This window comes from Streptomyces atratus, from assembly GCF_040655115.1.
GTDB classification, from domain to species: domain Bacteria; phylum Actinomycetota; class Actinomycetes; order Streptomycetales; family Streptomycetaceae; genus Streptomyces; species Streptomyces atratus_D.
Genome location: NZ_JBFAJH010000050.1, coordinates 1 through 17,983 on the forward strand (window position 1 = coordinate 1; position 17,983 = coordinate 17,983).

Here is a 17,983-nt window from a genome sequence, read left to right on the forward strand (position 1 = left end):
CTTGCTCATGTTGCTCTTGCCACTCAACCTGGACTGCTTCCTCCGGGACCCATCCGTCCCAGTATCAGGCTGTCCACTTCAGAGGGGGAACTTCATCTTGTCGATCGCCGACGTCAAGTAGCCGTCGCAGCCGAACAGGAAGCGGGTACCGTCCGGGCGCGTCAACGTCCAGGCGTCCGGGACGGGGTCCTTGGTCGGCTTGCAGTCCAGGCCTGACTTCATCGTGACCTTGTAGTGGACGCCCGCGGGGGCCTTCCACGAACCGTCGGGCTGCTTACGGAAGACGTGTGTGGTGCCGTCACCGTCCGGGAGACGGATCTCCGTCGGGTTCGGGTTCGGATGGAAGTCCAGCGGCGCACCCAACCGGATCGGACCGGCTGCCTGGAACGACCAGCCGTGACCGGCAACCGTGTCGGATGTGTCCTGCGAGTTGTAGGCGAACCGCGCGAACGTGTTCAAGCCCCGGCCGGGGTTGGTGAACGCGTTGTACGACCAGACACTGTTGCCCGAGGCCAGGTTGTTCATGACCGTCGAGCCCGCGCCGGTGTTCTTGCCCGTGTAGGAGTAGAACTTCTCCAGGCCCAGCGCGTTGGACGTCGGGTCTTCGACGGCGACGTTCTGCTTCAGCGGCGGGATGCCGCCGGTGCCGGCGGACAGCCAGGTGCCGTCGGAGATTTTGCGGATGTCCCAGCCGAGAACGTACTCGGTGCGCTTGCTGACTACACCTGCGCCGAATCGGCCTCCATCATCCGCGGCATCCTCACCTACCACGTGAAGAGCAACGGCTGGAACGACATCGGCTACAACTTCCTCGTCGACAAGTGCGGAACGCTCTTCGAGGGCCGCGCGGGCGGCATCGACAAGCCCGTCTACGGCGCGCACACCTACGGCTTCAACACCGACACCAGCGGCATCGCCGTCCTCGGCGACTACAACACCGCCACCACCACTCCCGTCGTACGGGAGTCCATCGCGAAGCTCGCCGCCTGGAAGCTCGGCCTGTACGGGATCAACCCGTCCGGCACTGTGGTGATGGCGGCCGGCGCCGACAACGGCAAGTTCACCGCGGGCCAGCTGGTCACCATGAACCGCATTTCCGGCCACCGTCACCGTCCAGCTCGGCAAACAGGGCGGCCAGGCCACCTGCGCGGTCCTGCTGCGCGGCCGGGAGGTGCAGATGGCTACAGCCTCCGGACCCTATGGCCGCGCCACCTGCACCGCCGAAATCCCGGTCGGGCGGGGATAGATGACAGCCCCGCGGATCCCGTCGCCGGCAAGTCCTACCCGGTGGCGACGGGACCCGCGGGGCCGGTTCGAACCCCTCGCGCGACCACCCTGAGACGTTTCGCGGTCCGGATGCGCTGTATGAGTTGCACCCGGATCAACACCCCACCACCGTTACGGAGTTCACTTGAACGGCAAGAGAAGGCTGCCGCGCCGGCGGCTGCTCAAGATCGGCGTGCCCGCACTCGGCAGCGCCCTGCTGGCCTCCGGGCTGCTCGCAGCGTTCGCCATCGGGTCGCCCGGCGAGCAGGGCGGGTCCGGTGGGGATCACCGGCGGGCCACCGTACGGACGCTGGGGTTCGAGAAGGAGCGGCAGCGGACCGGCACCGAGGCGTTCTCGATGGTCGGGGTGAGCTGGGCGTCGCCCACCGCGCGACCCACGGGCGCGGTGGAGGTGCGGACCCGCGGCAGTGAGAGCGGGCGGTGGGGTGACTGGCGTGCCCTCGAAGTGCCCGATACCCCGATGGACTTCGCGCGCGGGGCGACCGAGCCGCTGTGGGTCGGGCCGTCGAACGGTGTCCAGGCGCGGGTCGGGGGGCGTCCTGCGGGCGGCGGGCTGCGGCTCGACCTCGTCGATCCGGGTACGACATCGGAGGCGGCCTCCACGGCCTCGACTGTCGCGGCAGCCGACCCCGTGGCGTATGCCGCCGAGACGGCGACGCCCACCCCGACCGCGACCTCCGTCACGGGGCCCCGATGCCTGACCGGCCTCACCACTGCTCCCACGAAGCCACCGGCCGGCAAGGTGCCCCGCCCGCCGATGGTCACCCGTGCGCAGTGGGGCGCCGACGAGACGATCGTGCAGTGCCCCACCGTCTACAGCCCGGCCGTCAAGGCCGTGATCGTTCATCATGAGGCGGGCACCAACACCTACAGCTGCACCCAGTCCGCGGCCATGATCCGCTCCATCCAGGCCTACCACGTCAAGACCCAGGGCTGGGGCGACATCGGATACAACTTCGTCGTCGACAAGTGCGGCCGGATCTTCGAGGGCAGCAAGGGCGGGGCCGACCTGCCGGTCAAGGCGCGTCACACCCTCGGCTTCAACCCGGACACCGTGGGCATCTCACTCCTCGGCAACATGGAGACCGCCAAGCCCACCAGGGCCGCCCGCGCCGCCATCGCCCGCATTGCGGGATGGAAGCTCGGCCAGTACGGCGCCGACCCGCTCTCCAGGACCACGCTGACCGCCGAGTTCGACAACGGCAAGTACACCGCCGGTCAGCAGGTCGAGGTCGACCGGATCATCTCGCACCGCGATGTGATGGCCACCGCCTGTCCTGGGGCGAATCTGTACACGCAGCTTCCGAAGCTCCGTACGGCTGCGGCCGGTCCCACCGCATCGGCCGCCCCCGCGACCGCCGACGTCAACCGCGACGGCACCGCCGACCTGACCGCCGGCACCCCCAAGGCGTCCGGCGGCGGCAGCGTCACCGTCCTGCCCGGAAGCCCCAACGGCCCTGCCACCGCCGCGAAGAAGACGGTCGGCCAAGCCTCGGCCGGCGTACCCGGCTCGGCCGAGACCGGCGACGATTTCGGCACCGCCACCGCATGGGGCGACGTCAACGCCGACGGCTACGCCGACCTCGCCATCGGCGCACCCGGTGAGGACGACACCACCGGCCACACCGACGCGGGCGCCGTCACCGTCCTGTACGGCCCGTCCCTGACATCCGGCACGACCCACTCCATCCCCTCGGCCTCCCGCACCAGCGGCGCCAGGCTCGGCACCAAGGTCGCCCTCGCCGACTTCAACGCCGACGGCCGCGCGGACGTCCTCGCCCTCGCCCCCGGGGGCACCGGCCGCTGGTGGCACTTCGACTCGGCCACCGCCGCCGCTGTCTCCGGGCCCTCCGGCCTCACCCGCAACGGCGTGACCACGGGCGACTTCAACGCCGACGGCTACCCCGACGCCGCCCTCAACTACCGCGATACGACCGGCCACGACACCGTCCGCCCCCTGTACGGCTCCGCGAACGGCCCCAAGCCCACCACCGGCGTCCTGCTCACCGGCGCCGGCGCGGTCGCGGCAGGCGACCTCAACGGCGACGGCTTCGACGACCTCGTCATCGGCGACCCGTACACCGACGAGGCCACCGCCCGGACCGACGGCAAGGTCCAGGCCCTGTACGGCTCCGCGACCGGACTGTCCACCACCCGCGTCACGACGATCACCCAGTCCACCACCGGCGTCCCCGGCGCCGCCGAGGCCGGCGACAAGATGGGCACCTCCGTCGCGGTCGGCGACTTCGACCTCGACGGGTTCGCCGACGTCCTGACCGGCCTGCCCGGCGAGGACGTCACCCGCGACTCCATCGCCCGTACCGATGCCGGAACCGTGCTTCTGCTCAAGGGCTCCGCCACAGGCCTCACCGGCACCGGCTCCGTGTCCTATACGCAGGACAGTGCGGGGATCCCCGGCTCCACCGAGGCCGGCGACCAGTTCGGTACGGCAGTCTCGCTCGCCGACGTCACCGGCACCACCCGCGCCGACCGGATCTTCGGCGCCGGCGGCGAGGACGCGGGCGACGGCGCCATCCAATACCTCAACAGCAGCGGAACCGGCACGCACTACAGCCGCACCACCCTCGGAACCCAGACCGCCACCCGCCTCGGCCAGAACCTGGCCCCGTAACAACGCCACCAGCAACGCCGCCCCCACCGAGGAAGGGCCAGGAACTCCTCCGCGGAGTCCTGGCCCTTCCTCATGGGGTACAGCACCCGGCTTGGTACTCCAGCAGCGTTTCGCTATTTTCCCTGGTCAGGAGCTTTCGTTTGAGTGCGGTTACCTGATGTCCCGTCAGGTGTGGGATTCGTTGGTTCAGGTCGTCGAGACCGCCATCGGGCCGTACATGCTCACACCAGTCCGAGCGACCGCAGAGCGCGGCGCTGACTCGGTGCCGGGTCAGCGGGCCAGTAGATGTAGCAGACACCGCCCGTACCGCTTCTGACCCTGCCGTTCGCGTCGTAGCGCTTGGTGCGGAGCCAGATCGTCTCCCACTCGCGGCGCTTGTAGACCCGGCGGACGGCCTCGTCGCTCGGCGAGGCGGGGTCGTTGGCGATCACGTCGCCGTCCGCAGTGAACCCGATCACGGTCATGAGATGGCCGGAGGTCCCGTATCCGGCCCCGGTCAGCTCCGTCTTGAGGAACGACTGCGACGTTATGACCGGAATGCCCGCCCGGATCAGCGTCTCCAGGTCCGTCAGCGAACTCAGCCGGGTCACCACCGCGCTCATGTCGTCGTACGTGGCGGCATAGGCGGCGTTGAACGGCCAGTTGCCGCATCCCTCGTACTGGTAGTCGTACGTGAAGCGGGCCGCGTGGCAGACCTGCGGATCCGCGAGGCCCGGCTTCACCCAGGCGAGATCCTCGGCGGTGGGCCTGCGCCCCCAGTACTCGATGATCATCTGCGAGGAGGTGGGGCTGCACCAGGCCTCACCGCCGTTGTCGTACTCCGGGTACTGGCCGGCGTGCACGTTCTGCGAGTAGCGCGGCACCGGCAGTTCCCGGGCGAGGCCGGGCGTACTGGGTTCCACGGTGAACCGGTCGGGGATGTCCGAGGCCATCGCGCCGAGCCGCCACACGGTCGGCGTGAGGCGACTGCCCGGGGTCCGGTAGAGGGTGAGCCGCAGCCGGTAGGAGACCAGCCGCAGCCCGCTCGCCGCGTCGTCCACCGAGAAGGTGTCCGTCCAGATCGAGCTCTTGCCGTCGGTCTGGTCGTCGACGGAGGTACGGCGGATGTCGCCGTCGCCCGCCGCCCAGCGGCCCATCACGTACCAGGGGGTCTCGGTGTCGTCCGAGTAGCTGCCGCACAGCTCGATCTGGATCCAGGTGCCGGCCGGGGCGTCCGCGTTCCAGGACGCGATCACCTCGGTCGCCGGAACCGACGAGCAGTGGCGCGGCGAGGTCCAGGTCGCGTACTCCCAGGCCGCCGCCTTCCCGGTGTGCGGGTCGGTGTAGTCGGTACGCCCCTGCGGGGTGTCGATCACCAGTCCGGGCCGCCGGCCCGCGACGGCGCGCGTCCCGGCGCCGGAACCGCTGCGCCAGTCGGTGTACGTACTCCAGGAATGGTTGTCCACCAGGGACGCGGCCGCCGCGGGCGCGTGGGACGGGGCGAGCGAGGACGCGGCGGCTGCGGAGCCTGCGGACGCCGCCGTGCCGGCGCCGGCGGCCACGGCGAGCGCGGCGGTCAGCACGGTTCTGCGTGAAGTCGGTCTGTTCATGGGCGAGACCCCCGGTCGTAAGCGGAATGGGGTTGCGGGTGCACGACAGTGCGCCAACTATTGCGGTTCGCAGCCGGATTGGGCCAGCGATTCGCCTTGCGTCGCGAAACAAATATTGGTCTGGTCCACTGACGTGACCTGCGGTTGCTTCACATCACCTCGTACGCTGGTCCGCATGAACGACCTCGCCCGCCATGCCTCGCGACTGATCGCCCTGCCGCCGTCCTGCGGACCCGTGCGGCTGATCGCCGTCGACGGTCATGCGGGATCGGGCAAGAGCACTCTCGCCTCCCGCCTCGCGGTGGCGCTCGGGGACGCACCCGTACTGCATCTGGACGACCTGGCCACCCACGAGGAGCTGTTCGGCTGGGCGGACCGGCTCCGGGACCAGGTGATCGGCCCGCTGTCGCGCGGGGAGACCGCACACTACGCGCCGTACGACTGGACAGCCCGGCGCCTCGGCCCACCGCAGACACTGGAACCGGCACCAGTGGTACTGATCGAGGGAGTGGGCGCCGGCCGCCGGGCCCTGCGCCCGTATCTCGCACGGCTGTGGTGGATGGAACTCGGCCCCCTGGCGTCCTGGCAGCGGGGCCGACGGCGGGACGGGCCGGCACTTTCGGCCTTCTGGGACGGGTGGACCGTGGCCGAGGAACAACATTTCGCCGCCGATCCGTCGCGCCCGTACGCGGATGCTCTGGTACGCCAGTTGCCTGTGGGGTACGAGTGGCTGGAGGGGCCTCGTACGACAGCAGGAGCGAACCATTCCGTCACCCACCGTAAGCCTCCGTGCGCGACGTACTGACCAGCCGGAAAACGGCCCGGAAGTGCCTCAACTCCGCTTGACCCGGGGACGGTACAGGTCTTACGTTCTCAATGTGCGGCTTTTCGGAGCCCTCACGGACGCGAAGCCCCCGGTTGTTCCCCCGTGATCGGGGGCTTCGTTCTGTCCCCACACCCCCCTGCGTACGGCTGTTCACCGTATTCCGGTTACCCTCGGTCACAGCCCCCGTTCTGCTTGCGGTGCCCTTAGTCGCGCACCACCTGCGCAGGTACGATGCCTCTCGGTGCGGTCAATTCCCGTCCACGGCAGTGTGGTTCAGCGCGCCTGTACGAGCGGGTCGTGCGGCGGGACAACCTGGGGGCACGGCTTGTGGGGGACCTGATGGACATCGGCACGCAGGGCGCACAGGCCCCGGCCGACCTCGCCTGGCTGCGCGGCGTGGACGCCTGCACGATGGGCGCCTATCCACAGGCCGAGGAGGAGTTCAGAACGGCGGTGCGGCTGGATCCCGGCATGGCGGACGGCTGGCTCGGCCTCCACGCCCTGCGGATCGACACGACGACCGCGCTGCTGCGGATGTACCGCCATCGCGAGCGCTTCGGCGAACAGCGCACCCGCCATCGACGCACGCTCAACTCCTGGTACTGGCTGGGCTGGTGGGTACAGCCCGTACTGGAGAGCCCGCGTGATCTGCTGCTCGCGCACGCCTCGCACTGGCTGGACGGACGCCATGTCCCGGAGCTGGACCGGGCGCTGGCCGGGCTGCCACCCGTGGACGCGGACCCGCAGGTGCGGTTCCTGCACGCCTGCCGCTCGTATCTGGTCAAGGACTGGGAACAGCTCGTACGCCACACCGAACAGCTCGTCGACGATCCGCTGCTCGGCATCGAGGCGGGGCTCTTCGGCGGGATGGCGCGGGTGAGGCTGGAGATGTACGGGCAGGCCGAGCCGCTGCTCTCCACCGCCCTGATGCGCTGCCGCAGCGAACAGCCGCAGCGCAAGGAGCTGCGCTACTGGCTGGCCCGCGCGCACGAGGGAACCGGGCGAAGCGCGGCCGCCCTGCCGCTCTACCGGGCGGTGCACCGGATCGACCCGGCGTTCATGGACACCTCGGCGCGGCTCGCCGCGATCGCGGACTACGACGGGCTCGAAGGCGCCGACGAGGCGGCCGGTCTCGCGTCCGTGTCGCTGACCGGATTCGGCGCCGACTCCACGTCCGCGGAGGCGCTGCCCGACGGGGATTCGCTGCTCGACACCGATCTGGTGGACGGGCGGGAACTGCGGCCCGGCGGCGATCCGCAGAACCTGCCGGGTGTCGGGGTGCCTCCTCGGAGAGACGGAGCACGGGAGAAGAGCGCCGTGCCCGGCCAGTCGTCGCAGACATTCCCGGCGGGGCCCAGCGATCCGGTGCTGCTCGCCGCGGCGCTGGCGGAGCTGGAGAGGATGGTCGGCCTCGAACCGGTCAAGCGCCAGGTCAAGGCGTTGTCAGCACAGCTGAACATGGCGCGGCTGCGGGCCGGTCAGGGGCTTCCGGTCCAGCCGCCGAAGCGTCACTTCGTCTTCTCCGGCCCCTCGGGCACCGGGAAGACCACGGTGGCCCGCATCCTGGGCCGGGTCTTCTACGCGCTGGGGCTGCTCGGCGGCGACCATCTCGTCGAGGCCCAACGCTCCGATCTGGTCGGCGAGTTCCTCGGTCAGACGGCGGTCAAGGCCAATGAGCTGATCGACTCGGCGCTCGGCGGGGTGCTGTTCGTCGACGAGGCGTACAGCCTCTCCAACTCCGGGTACAGCAAGGGCGACGCGTACGGGGACGAGGCGTTGCAGGTCCTCCTCAAGCGGGCCGAGGACAACCGGGACCATCTCGTCGTCATCCTCGCGGGCTACCCCGAAGGCATGGACCGGCTGCTGGCCGCCAACCCCGGGCTCTCCTCCCGGTTCACCACCCGAGTGGACTTCCCCAGCTACCGGCCGCTGGAACTCACCTCGATCGGCGAGGTGCTGGCCGCCGACAACGACGACGTGTGGGACGAGGAGTCCCTGGAGGAACTGCGCTCGATCAGCGGCCATGTCGTCGACCAGGGCTGGATCGACGAGCTGGGCAACGGCCGCTTCCTGCGCACGCTGTACGAGAAGAGCTGCGCCTACCGGGATTTGCGGCTCTCCGGGTACGCGACGGTGCCCACTCGCGACGATCTGGCGACGCTGCGACTGCCGGATCTGATGCAGGCGTACGGCGAAGTGCTGTCCGGCCGGGGACCGGTGGATCGGGGGCAACAGGAGCCTCCGCCGCTGTGACCTTGCCGGTCGGGTGCGGCGGGTGGCGGGACAGGGGCCGCCCGGTGGGTCGGTCTGTCCTCAACCGTCGGACGGGCGTCCCTGGGCGCCCGTCCGACGCGGAGCCCGGGTCGGGCCGTGCGGCACACGATCGCACTCAGATCCTGTCGGGTGACCTTCGATCGGAGAGCGGACGCGACATGGTGCGTGCGATTCCAAGGCGCCGGGATGGCCTTGGATGGGGTCTCCCCTGCTCGAACGAAGCCGAGAGCTTGGGGAAGGAGTTACCAGGCCATTTCGGCAACGCCGGAAGCGTGCGTGCCAGGGCGTGGCCGCCCGATCAGAGGTCACCCGACAGGATCTCGACCGCCGGACGGGCTCGCGGGCGGACGGGCCCTGACATGAAGCCCGTCCGACGACCGACCCGGATCTGACCGCCCGGCCCCACGACCGTCCTCAACCGCCGGACACGCTCGCGTGTGCGGACGGACCCGATGCGGTCTCCAGTGGCTGCACTTCGTCCGGGACCGGGGCTGTTGCCGCCACCTCCACCGTTCGGCGGGGTATCGAGACCCGGTGCGCCGGGTCGCGCACCTCGCCCACCAGCATTTCCAGGACGTCCTCCATCGCGACCAGGCCGAGGATCCGGCCCGACGCGTCGGCGACCTGGGCCAGATGAGTGGCGGCGCGGCGCATCACCGTCAGGGCGTCGTCCAGGGGCAGCTCCGCGCGCACCGTCGCCATCGGACGCCAGATGTGCTGCGGAACCGCCCGTTCGCCGTCCTCCAGGTCGAGGACGTCCTTGACGTGCAGATAGCCCATGAACGGGCCGCCTCCCTCCGCGCAGACGGGGAAACGCGAGTAGCCGGTCCGTACGGTCAGCTCCTCGATCCTGCGCGGGGTGACCGACGGATCCACCGTCACCAGGGCTGCCCTGGCGAGCAGTACATCGGTGACCGGCCTGCTGCCCAGCTCCAGGGCGTCCTCCAGCCGTTCCTGCGCCTCCGGTTCCAGCAGTCCGGCCTGTCCGGAGTCCTCGACGAGCCGGTTGAGCTGCTCGCTGGTGAAGACGGCCTCGACCTCGTCCTTGGGTTCGACGCGGAAGATCCGGAGCACCAGCCGGGCGCAGGCGCCCAGCGCCCTGGTGACGGGGCGGCACAGCCGGGCGAAGCCGACCAGGGCCGGGCTCAGCCACAGTGAGGTCTTCTCCGGGGCTGCCATGGCCAGGTTCTTCGGAACCATTTCGCCGATGACGAGGTGGAGGAAGACCACGAAGACAAGCGCCAGCACGTAGCCGAGCGGGTGAATGAGTCCCTCGGGCAGGTACACCGCCTGGAAGACCGGCTCCAGCAGGTGGGCGACGGTCGGTTCGGCGACGGCTCCGAGAGTCAGGGAGCATACGGTGATGCCGAACTGGGCGGCGGCCATCATCTGCGGCAGGTTCTCCAGGCCGTACAGCACCTGGCGGGCCCTGCCGGACCCGGCCGCCGCGAGGGGTTCGATCTGGCTGCGGCGTACGGAGACGAGTGCGAACTCGGCACCGACGAAGAAGCCGTTCGCCAGCACGAGGAGCCCGGCGAAGAGCAACTGGACGACGCTCATCGCGCGGCCTCCAGGACGCCACGGGCGGCCGACGGCTCGTCGACCGGTTCGGCCGCATCGGCGACGCGTACGAACCGGACCTGCTCCGCGCGGTAGTGACCGACCTGGCGGACCGAGATCCGCCAGCCCGGCAGTTCGGCCCGGTCGCCGGGGGCGGGGATCCGCCCGAGCAGATCGGCGACCAGTCCGGCCACCGTCTCGTACGGTCCTTCCGGTACGTCGAGGCCTATCCGGCGCAGGGTGAGGACCCGGCAGCTGCCTTCGGCGTCCCAGGTGGGACGACCGTCCTCGGGGGCCGCAAGGACCAGTTCGGGCCGGTCGGCACCTTCCGCGTCGTGCTCGTCCCTGACCTCGCCGACCAGTTCCTCGATGATGTCCTCCAGCGTGACGACCCCGGCGGTGCCGCCGTACTCGTCGACCACGACGGCGATCGGCTGCTCGTTGCGCAGGCGCTGGAGCAATTGTTCGACCGGGAGCGTCTCGGGAACGAGGAGGGGCGGTACGGCGATCCGGCCCGCGGTGGTGCGCAGGCGTTCCTGGGCGGGCACGGCAAGCGCGTCCTTGAGGTGGATCATGCCGACGACCTCGTCGATCCGGTCCCGGTAGACCGGGAAGCGGGAGAGGCCGGTGGCGCGGGTGAGGTTGAGGACGTCCGCCGCGGTGGCGGTCGACTGCAGGGCGCTGACCTTTACGCGCGGCGTCATGACGTGCTGCGCGGTGAGTCCGGCGAGCGACAGGGTCCGTACGAAGAGATCGGCGGTGTCCTGTTCGAGGGTGCCCGCCTCGGCGGAGTGCCGGGCCAGGGAGACCAGTTCACCGGGGGTGCGGGCGGAGGCCAGCTCGTCGGTGGGTTCGACGCCCAGCAGGCGGACCAGCCGGTTGGCGACGGTGTTCAGCAGCGTGATCACCGGCCGCAGAGCACTGGCGAAGCGGTGCTGGGGGCCTGCCACGAACCGGGCGACCTGGAGCGGCCTGGAGACCGCCCAGTTCTTCGGTACGAGCTCGCCGATCACCATCTGGACGGCGGAGGCCACGAGCATCCCGATCACCACGCTGGCGCCGGGTACGGCCCCGTCGGGGAGGCCGGTCGCGGTGAGGGGTCCGGCGAGCAGCTGGGCGAGGGCCGGTTCGGCGAGCATGCCGACGACCAGTGAGGTGATGGTGATGCCCAACTGGGTGCCGGAAAGCTGGAAGGAGAGCTCGCGCAGGGCGTCGACGACGGTACGGGCCCGCCGGTCGCCCTCGGCGGCGGCGCGCTCGGCGTCCGGCCGCTCCACCGTGACGAGCCCGAATTCGGCCGCCACGAAGAATCCGTTCGCGAGGATGAGAAGAAATGCCGCACTCAGAAGCAGCAGGGGGATGGTCATGCCGCCGCCTCCTGGGAAGGGGCGGCGCAGGTACTACCGGACGATCCGTCCATTGCTGGAGGGAGTCACTCCTTGGGTCGCAGGAAAGCCCCGCCGGCCCTGGGGCCTCTGGTGCGGGGCGGGGCGCACAGGGCGCCGCCGCCCTCCAGAGTAATCAAGAAGTGGCCGTGCGGGGCAGGGGGCTCAGCCGTTCTCCGTACAGGTGCCGTGGTTCTCGGCGAGTGCGCGGAGCGTACGGGCGTCGCGAATGGCCTGTTCCTTGCCGATTCCGGGCTGGATGCCGAGGGCGGGCATGCTGGTCCCGTCGCTGAGGTCGAGAAAGACCCATGGGTCGCCGACGCGCAGGTTGACGCGGAGGATCTCCGCCCAGGACAGCCGTCGGGTGCGGGTGAGATTGACCACGGTGACCCCGTGGTCGTCGGCGACGACCTTGGGGCGGCTGAGCAGCGCCAGGACGGCGAAGAAGAGCAGCGCGGTGAAGATGAAGCTGACCCGCTCCCCCGGGCTCAGCTGCTCCAGGCTCATCGCGATGACGGTGATGACGACGAACATCGCCGCCCCCACGGTCAGCAGGACCACCCGGGTACGGGTCGGCCGGAAGGTGACCGGGAGGGTGGGAAGTTCGGGCCGGGGCGTGGGGGCGGACATGGTGTTCTTCTGTCTTCCGGGGGTGATCGCTGGCGGTCCGGCCGTCAGAGGCGGCAGGCGTGGATGGCCGTGGTGAGGATGGCGCGGGCACCGAGCTCGTACAGGTCGTCCATGATCCGCTGGGCCTCCTTGGCGGCGACCATGGAGCGGACGGCGACCCAGCCCTCGTGGTGCAGCGGGGAGATGGTCGGCGACTCCAGGCCCGGGGTGAGGGCGACGGCGCGCTCCAGGTGCTCGACACGGCAGTCGTAGTCCATCATCACGTAGCTGCGGGCGACCAGGACGCCCTGGAGCCGGCGGAGGAACTGCTGCACCTTGGGGTCGTCCTCGGAGGCACCCGTCCGGCGGATGACGACGGCTTCCGACGTCATGATCGGCTCGCCGATCACTTCGAGTCCCGCGTTGCGCAGACTGGTGCCGGTCTCCACCACATCGGCGATGACCTGGGCGACGCCGAGCTCGATGGCGGTCTCGACCGCGCCGTCGAGGTGGACGACGGAGGCGGTGACGCCGACGTCGGCGAGGTGCTTGGCCACGATGCCCTCGTAGGAGGTGGCGATCGTCATGCCGTCGAAGTCCTGCGGCCCTGCGGCCGTGCCGGGCTTGGTGGCGTAGCGGAAGGTGGAGCGGGCGAAGCCGAGCTGCAGGATCTCCTCGGACTGCGCGCCGGAGTCCAGCAGCAGATCGCGGCCGGTGATGCCGATGTCGAGACGGCCGGAGCTGACGTAGATCGCGATGTCGCGCGGGCGCAGGTAGAAGAACTCGACCTCGTTCTCGGGGTCGACGAGGACGAGCTCCTTGGACTCCTTGCGCTGCTGGTAGCCGGCCTCATGGAGCATCGCCATCGCAGGCCCGGAGAGAGAACCCTTGTTGGGGACGGCGATGCGCAGCATGAGGTCAGGTTTCCTTTGTGCGAAGGGGATTTCTGCGGGCGTGACGTGCGGGGTGCGGAACTGTGCTCAGAGGTGGGCGTAGACGTCGTCGAGAGAGATTCCGCGGGCGACCATCATCACCTGGACGTGGTACAGCAGCTGGGAGATCTCCTCGGCGGCGGCGTCCTTGCTCTCGTGCTCGGCGGCCATCCAGACTTCGGCGGCCTCCTCGACGACCTTCTTGCCGATGGCATGGACGCCCTTGTCCACCAGCTCGGCGGTGCGGGAGGTGGAGGGGTCGCCGTTGGCGGCCTTGAGCTGCAGCTCGGCGAAGAGCTCTTCGAAGGTTTTGTTCGCCATGATGGTCCTTAGGGTACGGGGTCCCGCACCCCCGTTCAGCGCCAGGGCTCGCTGACGGTGCGCAGCGTGGCGGCGGTGGCGACGGCCGCGGTGACCGCTTCGTGCCCCTTGTCCTCGTTGGAACCTTCGAGTCCGGCCCGGTCGAGCGCCTGCTCCTCGGTGTCACAGGTCAGTACGCCGAAGCCGACCGGGACACCCGTGTCGACGGCGACCTGGGTGAGCCCGTTGGTGACGCCGTGGGACACGTACTCGAAGTGGGGGGTGCCGCCGCGGATGATCACGCCGAGGGCGACGATCGCGTCGTAGCCGCGGCCGGCGAGGACCTTGGCGACGACCGGGAGCTCGAAACTGCCGGGGACCCGGAGCAGGGTCGGCTCGTCGATGCCGAGCTCGTGCAGGGCGCGCAGCGCGCCGTCGACGAGGCCGCCCATGACCTTCTCGTGCCACTGGGCGGCGATCACCGCCACTCGCAGGTCACCGCAGTTGCGTACGGACAGTTCGGGTGCGCCCTTGCCGCTCATGTCTCTCCTACCGCTCGTTTCCGTGCTGGTTACTGGTTGCCGCAGGTCGACACCGAGGCGGTGTCGAGCCAGGGCAGGTCGTGTCCCATGCGGTCCCGCTTGGTGCGCAGGTACCGCAGGTTGTGCTCGCCGGCCTGGACGGGCATCGGCTCGCGTCCGGTGATCGCGAGGCCGTGCCGCAGGAGCGCGGCGGTCTTGTCGGGGTTGTTCGTCATCAGCCGGACGCCGTGGACGCCGAGGTCCTTGAGGATCTGGGCGCCTGCCGCGTAGTCCCGGGCGTCGGCGGGCAGGCCGAGTTCCAGGTTGGCGTCGAGGGTGTCGACGCCGCGCTCCTGGAGTTCGTACGCGCGCAGCTTGGAGAGCAGGCCGATCCCCCGACCCTCGTGGCCGCGCAGATAGACGACGACGCCACGGCCCTCCTCGGTGATGCGCTGCATGGAGGCGTGCAGCTGGGGGCCGCAGTCGCAGCGCTGGGACTGGAAGATGTCGCCGGTCAGGCACTCGGAGTGGACCCGGACGAGGATGTCGTCGCCGTCACCGAGATCGCCGTGGACGAGCGCGACGTGCTCCACACCGTCGACGGTGGAGCGGTAGCCGTAGGCGGTGAACCCGCCGAACGACGTCGGCAGCCGGACCTCGGCCTCGCGGCGGACGGTCGGCTCGGCGGAGCGGCGGTACGCGATCAGGTCCTCGATCGAGATGATCGTGAGGCCGTGCTTGCGGGCGAACGGGACCAGCTCCGGCAGCCGCAGCATGACACCGTCCTCGCCCGCGATCTCGACGATCGCTCCGGCGGGGCGGAGCCCGGCGAGCCGGGCCAGGTCGACGGCGGCCTCGGTGTGGCCGTTGCGGACCAGGACACCGCCGGCCCGGGCCCTGAGCGGGAAGATGTGGCCGGGGCGCACGAAGTCGCCGGGGCCGGCCCGGCCGCCCGCCAGCATCCGGAGCGTGGTGGCCCGGTCGGCGGCGGAGATGCCGGTGGTGACGCCGTGCGCCGCGGAGGCGTCGACCGAGACGGTGAACGCCGTGCGCATCGACTCGGTGTTGTGGGTGACCATCTGCGGCAGGTCGAGCCGTTCCAGCTCGTCGTTCTCCATGGGTGCGCAGATCAGGCCGCGGCACTCGCTCATCATGAACGCGACGATCTCGGGGGTGGCCTTCTCGGCGGCGATGACGAGGTCGCCCTCGTTCTCCCGGTCCTCGTCGTCGACGACGACGACGGGGCGGCCGGCGGCGATGTCGCGGATCGCCTGCTCGACGGGGTCGAGGGACAGGTCTTCGGCGGTGCTGTGGTCTTCCGGGTGCAACCAGGTGGGCTGGGCAGTCATGCCGTGGCTCCTTCCAGAGCGGGTGTCCGCGTACGCAGCCACCAGTCGCGCATGCCCCACAGGACGAGGGCGCCGTAAATGACGTAGACGAAGCCGGAGAAGGCGAAGCCGTTGGCGAAGTTCAGCGGCACGCCGACCAGGTCGACCAGGAGCCAGGCGAACCAGAACTCGACCATGCCGCGCGCCTGGGCGTACATCGCGACGACCGTGCCGACGAAGATGTACGCGTCGGGCCACGGGTCCCACGACAGTGTCGGGAACGCGGTGAACAGGCCGCCCACGGCAAGCGTGCCGAGGGCCGCGCCGCCGACCAGGTAGGCGCGCTCGCGCCAGGTGGCGAACCGTACGGCGATGGAGCCGTCCTGGGCCTGCTGCCTGCCGCGGTTCCACGACCACCAGCCCCACCCGGCCACGCCGATGACCACCAGCTGCTTGCCCGCGCTGCCCGAGAGGTGGGCGGAGGCGAAGGCGACCAGGAGGATCACACCGGAGAGCAGTTGGGCGGGCCAGGTCCAGATGGAGCGCCGCCAGCCGAGCGCGAGGGCGACCAGACCGACCGTGTTGCCGATCATGTCGGACCACTTGATGTGCTGGCCGAACAGGGCGAAGGCCTCCGAGTTGAGCCAGTCGACCGCGCTCACTTCCCGTCCTCCCGGTCCCGGTCGCCGAGCAGCCGCTCGACGTACTTCGCGATGACGTCCACCTCGAGGTTGACCGGGTCGCCGGGCTCCTTGATGCCGAGCGTGGTCAGGGCGAGGGTGGTGGGGATGAGGCTGATGGTGAAGTAGTCGGGTCCGGCGTCGACGACGGTCAGGCTCACGCCGTCGACGGTGATCGATCCCTTCTCCACCACGTAGCGGGTCAGCTCCGCAGGGAGGGAGATCTTCACGATCTCCCAGTTCTCGGAGAGCTTGCGCTCGACGATGCGGCCCGTGCCGTCGACGTGTCCCTGGACGATGTGTCCGCCGAGCCTGCCGCCGAGCGCCATGGGGCGCTCCAGGTTGACCCGGGAGCCGGTCTCCAGAGCGCCGAGGCTGGACCGGTTCAGGGTCTCGGCCATCACATCGGCGGTGAACTCGCCGTCGCCGAGGTCGACGACGGTGAGGCAGACACCGTTGACGGCGATGGAGTCGCCGTGCTTCGCGCCTTCGGTGACGACGGGACCGCGCAGGCGGAATCGGGAGGCGTCGCCGAGCTTCTCGACGGCGGTGACCTCACCCAGTTCTTCGACAATTCCGGTGAACACTCAGTTTCCCTTCCGGGCAGGGCCGGGGACGGCGGTGATGCGCAGATCGGGGCCGATGCGTACGGTCTCGGTCACATCGAGGCGCAACGCCTGGGCGATGGTGGAGATTCCGGCGTCGGCGAGGGCCGCAGGGCCCGCGCCGAGAAGCACGGGGGCGAGGTAGCCGACGACCTTGTCGACCGTTCCCGCCGCGACGAAGGCCCCGGCCAGAGTCGGGCCGCCTTCGAGGAGTACGGAGCGGACGCCGCGCCCGTGGAGCGCGGCGAGCAGGGCGGGGATGTCCAGGCCGCGGCCGGTGGCGGCACGCGGCAGTCGCAGGACGGTTCCCTCGGGAAGACGGCCGGTGTCGGCGTCGGCGGCGACCGCGATCAGGGTGGGCGCCGTGGTGTCGAGGACACGGGCGCCGGGCCGTACCGCGGTGGCGTCGGTGTCGACGACGACCCGGAGCGGCTGCACGGCACCTTCGATGCCGCGTACACCGAGCTGGGGGTCGTCCGTGCGGGCGGTGCCGGAGCCGACCACGACGGCGTCGGCCTCGGCGCGCAGCCGGTGGACGTCGGCGCGGGATTCGGCGGACGTGATCCAGCGGCTGGTGGCGTCGGCGGCCGCGATCCGGCCGTCGAGGGTCGCCGCGTACTTCCACAGGACGTACGGACGGCCGAGCCGCACCGAGGTCAGCCAGGCGGCGTTGCCCGCTTCGGCGAGTTCGACAAGGAGTCCCTGCTCCACGGTGACCCCGGCGGCCCGGAGGGTGTCCGCACCCCCGGTGGCCTGTGGATTCGGGTCGGCGACCGCGTACACGACACGGCTGACGCCGGCCTCGATCAGCGCCTGGGCGCAAGGGCCGGTGCGACCGGTGTGGTTACAGGGTTCGAGGGTGACGTAGGCGGTGCCGCCACGGGCCTTCTCGCCGGCATCGCGCAGGGCGTGGATCTCGGCGTGCGGCCCGCCGGCGCGCTGGTGGAAGCCTTCGCCGGCCGGCTGTCCTTCGGCGTCGAGAATCACGCATCCGACGACGGGATTGGGGCTGGTGGAGCCGAGTCCGCGGGCGGCGAGCGCGATCGCTCGGCGCATGGCGGTGCTGTCGGCTGCGGTGTCCACCGGGTCCTCCTGCCTCTTCGGGCACGGACTCCGGGGCCTGTCGATGACGACAGATGAAACGGAACGCAACAGGGGACGCCGAAACCGAAGACACGGACGCGGGTGTTCCGGGGATCCCGGAAACGCGTCCGCCGACGGCGGCGTACCTGTGACGGCCCGCCGCGCACTGCCTCCCATCCGGACTTTAACCGTCGGTCCAGGAATCCCACCTGGTCAACCGGCCGCTGGATGCGGACGGGTCGCGGACTATAACCGCCGGTTCGGAATTGCACCGACCCCGGAGTGCGCTGCTGCTGGTACACGATCAGTGTGCCATGCCTGCTCATGGGCCATGCGGGTGAGTACCTGTGGAGTGGCTCACAGGCAGGCTCG

Annotated in this window: 15 protein-coding genes, 1 pseudogene and 1 riboswitch; of the genes and pseudogenes, 4 read left to right on the forward strand and 12 right to left on the reverse strand. The window is 70.3% G+C overall.

Going from position 1 to position 17,983, the window contains the following annotated elements; all coding sequences use genetic code 11:
• Window positions 1-96: 96 nt before the first annotated feature.
• Window positions 97-717: pseudogene (locus tag AB0I23_RS33695) on the reverse strand (hypothetical protein); the annotation flags it as partial.
• Between the two features lie 54 nt (window positions 718-771).
• Here AB0I23_RS33695 and AB0I23_RS33700 point away from each other — a divergent pair.
• Together AB0I23_RS33700 and AB0I23_RS33705 are read left to right on the forward strand one after the other, a co-directional pair.
• Window positions 772-1,698, forward strand: a complete 927-nt coding sequence (locus tag AB0I23_RS33700; RefSeq protein ID WP_359115163.1) for an N-acetylmuramoyl-L-alanine amidase — start codon at window positions 772-774, stop codon at window positions 1,696-1,698.
• Window positions 1,625-3,919: an FG-GAP-like repeat-containing protein gene (locus AB0I23_RS33705; RefSeq protein WP_359115253.1), complete on the forward strand. Its 2,295-nt coding sequence runs from the start codon at window positions 1,625-1,627 to the stop codon at window positions 3,917-3,919. The genes AB0I23_RS33700 and AB0I23_RS33705 overlap by 74 nt, the downstream gene beginning before the upstream one ends.
• Before the next feature lie 221 nt (window positions 3,920-4,140).
• Here AB0I23_RS33705 and AB0I23_RS33710 read toward each other — a convergent pair whose 3' ends face one another.
• Window positions 4,141-5,508, reverse strand: coding sequence for a peptidase C39 family protein (locus AB0I23_RS33710; RefSeq protein ID WP_359115166.1), 1,368 nt, complete (start codon window positions 5,506-5,508; stop codon window positions 4,141-4,143).
• Between the two features lie 175 nt (window positions 5,509-5,683).
• On the opposite strand from AB0I23_RS33710, the gene AB0I23_RS33715 reads away from it, so the two are divergent.
• Window positions 5,684-6,313: a uridine kinase family protein gene (locus tag AB0I23_RS33715; RefSeq protein ID WP_359115168.1), complete on the forward strand. Its 630-nt coding sequence runs from the start codon at window positions 5,684-5,686 to the stop codon at window positions 6,311-6,313.
• Window positions 6,314-6,673: 360 nt separating this feature from the next.
• Window positions 6,674-8,587, forward strand: coding sequence for an AAA family ATPase (locus AB0I23_RS33720; RefSeq protein WP_359115171.1), 1,914 nt, complete (start codon window positions 6,674-6,676; stop codon window positions 8,585-8,587).
• 435 nt (window positions 8,588-9,022) lie between these two features.
• Here AB0I23_RS33720 and AB0I23_RS33725 read toward each other — a convergent pair whose 3' ends face one another.
• The 10 genes from AB0I23_RS33725 to ribD all read right to left on the reverse strand — a co-directional run bounded on the left by AB0I23_RS33725 (window position 9,023) and on the right by ribD (window position 17,611).
• Window positions 9,023-10,168, reverse strand: a complete 1,146-nt coding sequence (locus AB0I23_RS33725) for a hemolysin family protein (protein ID WP_359115173.1) — start codon at window positions 10,166-10,168, stop codon at window positions 9,023-9,025.
• Complete coding sequence (locus AB0I23_RS33730) at window positions 10,165-11,535, reverse strand: hemolysin family protein (protein ID WP_359115176.1); 1,371 nt, start codon at window positions 11,533-11,535, stop codon at window positions 10,165-10,167. The genes AB0I23_RS33725 and AB0I23_RS33730 overlap by 4 nt, the downstream gene beginning before the upstream one ends.
• A gap of 183 nt (window positions 11,536-11,718) precedes the next feature.
• Window positions 11,719-12,183 carry a PH domain-containing protein gene (locus AB0I23_RS33735; RefSeq protein ID WP_359115178.1) on the reverse strand — a complete coding sequence of 155 codons (465 nt, stop codon included), beginning with the start codon at window positions 12,181-12,183 and terminating at the stop codon, window positions 11,719-11,721.
• Window positions 12,184-12,227: 44 nt separating this feature from the next.
• Window positions 12,228-13,076 (reverse strand): ATP phosphoribosyltransferase, encoded by an 849-nt coding sequence (gene hisG / locus AB0I23_RS33740; protein ID WP_037696727.1) that lies wholly within the window; start codon window positions 13,074-13,076, stop codon window positions 12,228-12,230.
• Window positions 13,077-13,142: 66 nt separating this feature from the next.
• The gene (locus tag AB0I23_RS33745; RefSeq protein WP_018524273.1) at window positions 13,143-13,415 is read right to left on the reverse strand and encodes a phosphoribosyl-ATP diphosphatase; all 273 of its coding nucleotides are present in this window, start codon (window positions 13,413-13,415) and stop codon (window positions 13,143-13,145) included.
• A gap of 35 nt (window positions 13,416-13,450) precedes the next feature.
• On the reverse strand, window positions 13,451-13,936 hold the full coding sequence (gene ribH, locus AB0I23_RS33750) for a 6,7-dimethyl-8-ribityllumazine synthase (RefSeq protein WP_266988058.1): 486 nt from the start codon (window positions 13,934-13,936) through the stop codon (window positions 13,451-13,453).
• Window positions 13,937-13,965: 29 nt separating this feature from the next.
• Complete coding sequence (locus AB0I23_RS33755) at window positions 13,966-15,264, reverse strand: bifunctional 3,4-dihydroxy-2-butanone-4-phosphate synthase/GTP cyclohydrolase II (RefSeq protein WP_359115182.1); 1,299 nt, start codon at window positions 15,262-15,264, stop codon at window positions 13,966-13,968.
• Window positions 15,261-15,905, reverse strand: coding sequence for a nicotinamide mononucleotide transporter family protein (locus AB0I23_RS33760; RefSeq protein ID WP_359115185.1), 645 nt, complete (start codon window positions 15,903-15,905; stop codon window positions 15,261-15,263). The genes AB0I23_RS33755 and AB0I23_RS33760 overlap by 4 nt, the downstream gene beginning before the upstream one ends.
• Window positions 15,902-16,510, reverse strand: coding sequence for a riboflavin synthase (locus tag AB0I23_RS33765; RefSeq protein ID WP_359115188.1), 609 nt, complete (start codon window positions 16,508-16,510; stop codon window positions 15,902-15,904). Before AB0I23_RS33765 ends, AB0I23_RS33760 begins: the two co-directional genes overlap by 4 nt.
• Window positions 16,511-17,611 (reverse strand): bifunctional diaminohydroxyphosphoribosylaminopyrimidine deaminase/5-amino-6-(5-phosphoribosylamino)uracil reductase RibD, encoded by a 1,101-nt coding sequence (gene ribD, locus AB0I23_RS33770; protein ID WP_359115190.1) that lies wholly within the window; start codon window positions 17,609-17,611, stop codon window positions 16,511-16,513.
• A gap of 159 nt (window positions 17,612-17,770) precedes the next feature.
• A riboswitch (FMN riboswitch) is annotated at window positions 17,771-17,901 on the reverse strand.
• Window positions 17,902-17,983: the final 82 nt, after the last annotated feature.

Coding starts and splice junctions, on each gene's coding strand:
- AB0I23_RS33745 (WP_018524273.1), bottom strand. CDS start 13,415: ATGGCGAACAAAACCTTCGAAGAGCTCTTCGCCGAGCTGCAGCTCAAG.
- AB0I23_RS33730 (WP_359115176.1), bottom strand. CDS start 11,535: ATGACCATCCCCCTGCTGCTTCTGAGTGCGGCATTTCTTCTCATCCTC.
- AB0I23_RS33725 (WP_359115173.1), bottom strand. CDS start 10,168: ATGAGCGTCGTCCAGTTGCTCTTCGCCGGGCTCCTCGTGCTGGCGAAC.
- AB0I23_RS33720 (WP_359115171.1), top strand. CDS start 6,674: ATGGACATCGGCACGCAGGGCGCACAGGCCCCGGCCGACCTCGCCTGG.
- AB0I23_RS33710 (WP_359115166.1), bottom strand. CDS start 5,508: ATGAACAGACCGACTTCACGCAGAACCGTGCTGACCGCCGCGCTCGCC.
- AB0I23_RS33715 (WP_359115168.1), top strand. CDS start 5,684: ATGAACGACCTCGCCCGCCATGCCTCGCGACTGATCGCCCTGCCGCCG.
- AB0I23_RS33705 (WP_359115253.1), top strand. CDS start 1,625: ATGGTCGGGGTGAGCTGGGCGTCGCCCACCGCGCGACCCACGGGCGCG.
- AB0I23_RS33755 (WP_359115182.1), bottom strand. CDS start 15,264: ATGACTGCCCAGCCCACCTGGTTGCACCCGGAAGACCACAGCACCGCC.
- ribH (WP_266988058.1), bottom strand. CDS start 13,936: ATGAGCGGCAAGGGCGCACCCGAACTGTCCGTACGCAACTGCGGTGAC.
- hisG (WP_037696727.1), bottom strand. CDS start 13,076: ATGCTGCGCATCGCCGTCCCCAACAAGGGTTCTCTCTCCGGGCCTGCG.
- AB0I23_RS33735 (WP_359115178.1), bottom strand. CDS start 12,183: ATGTCCGCCCCCACGCCCCGGCCCGAACTTCCCACCCTCCCGGTCACC.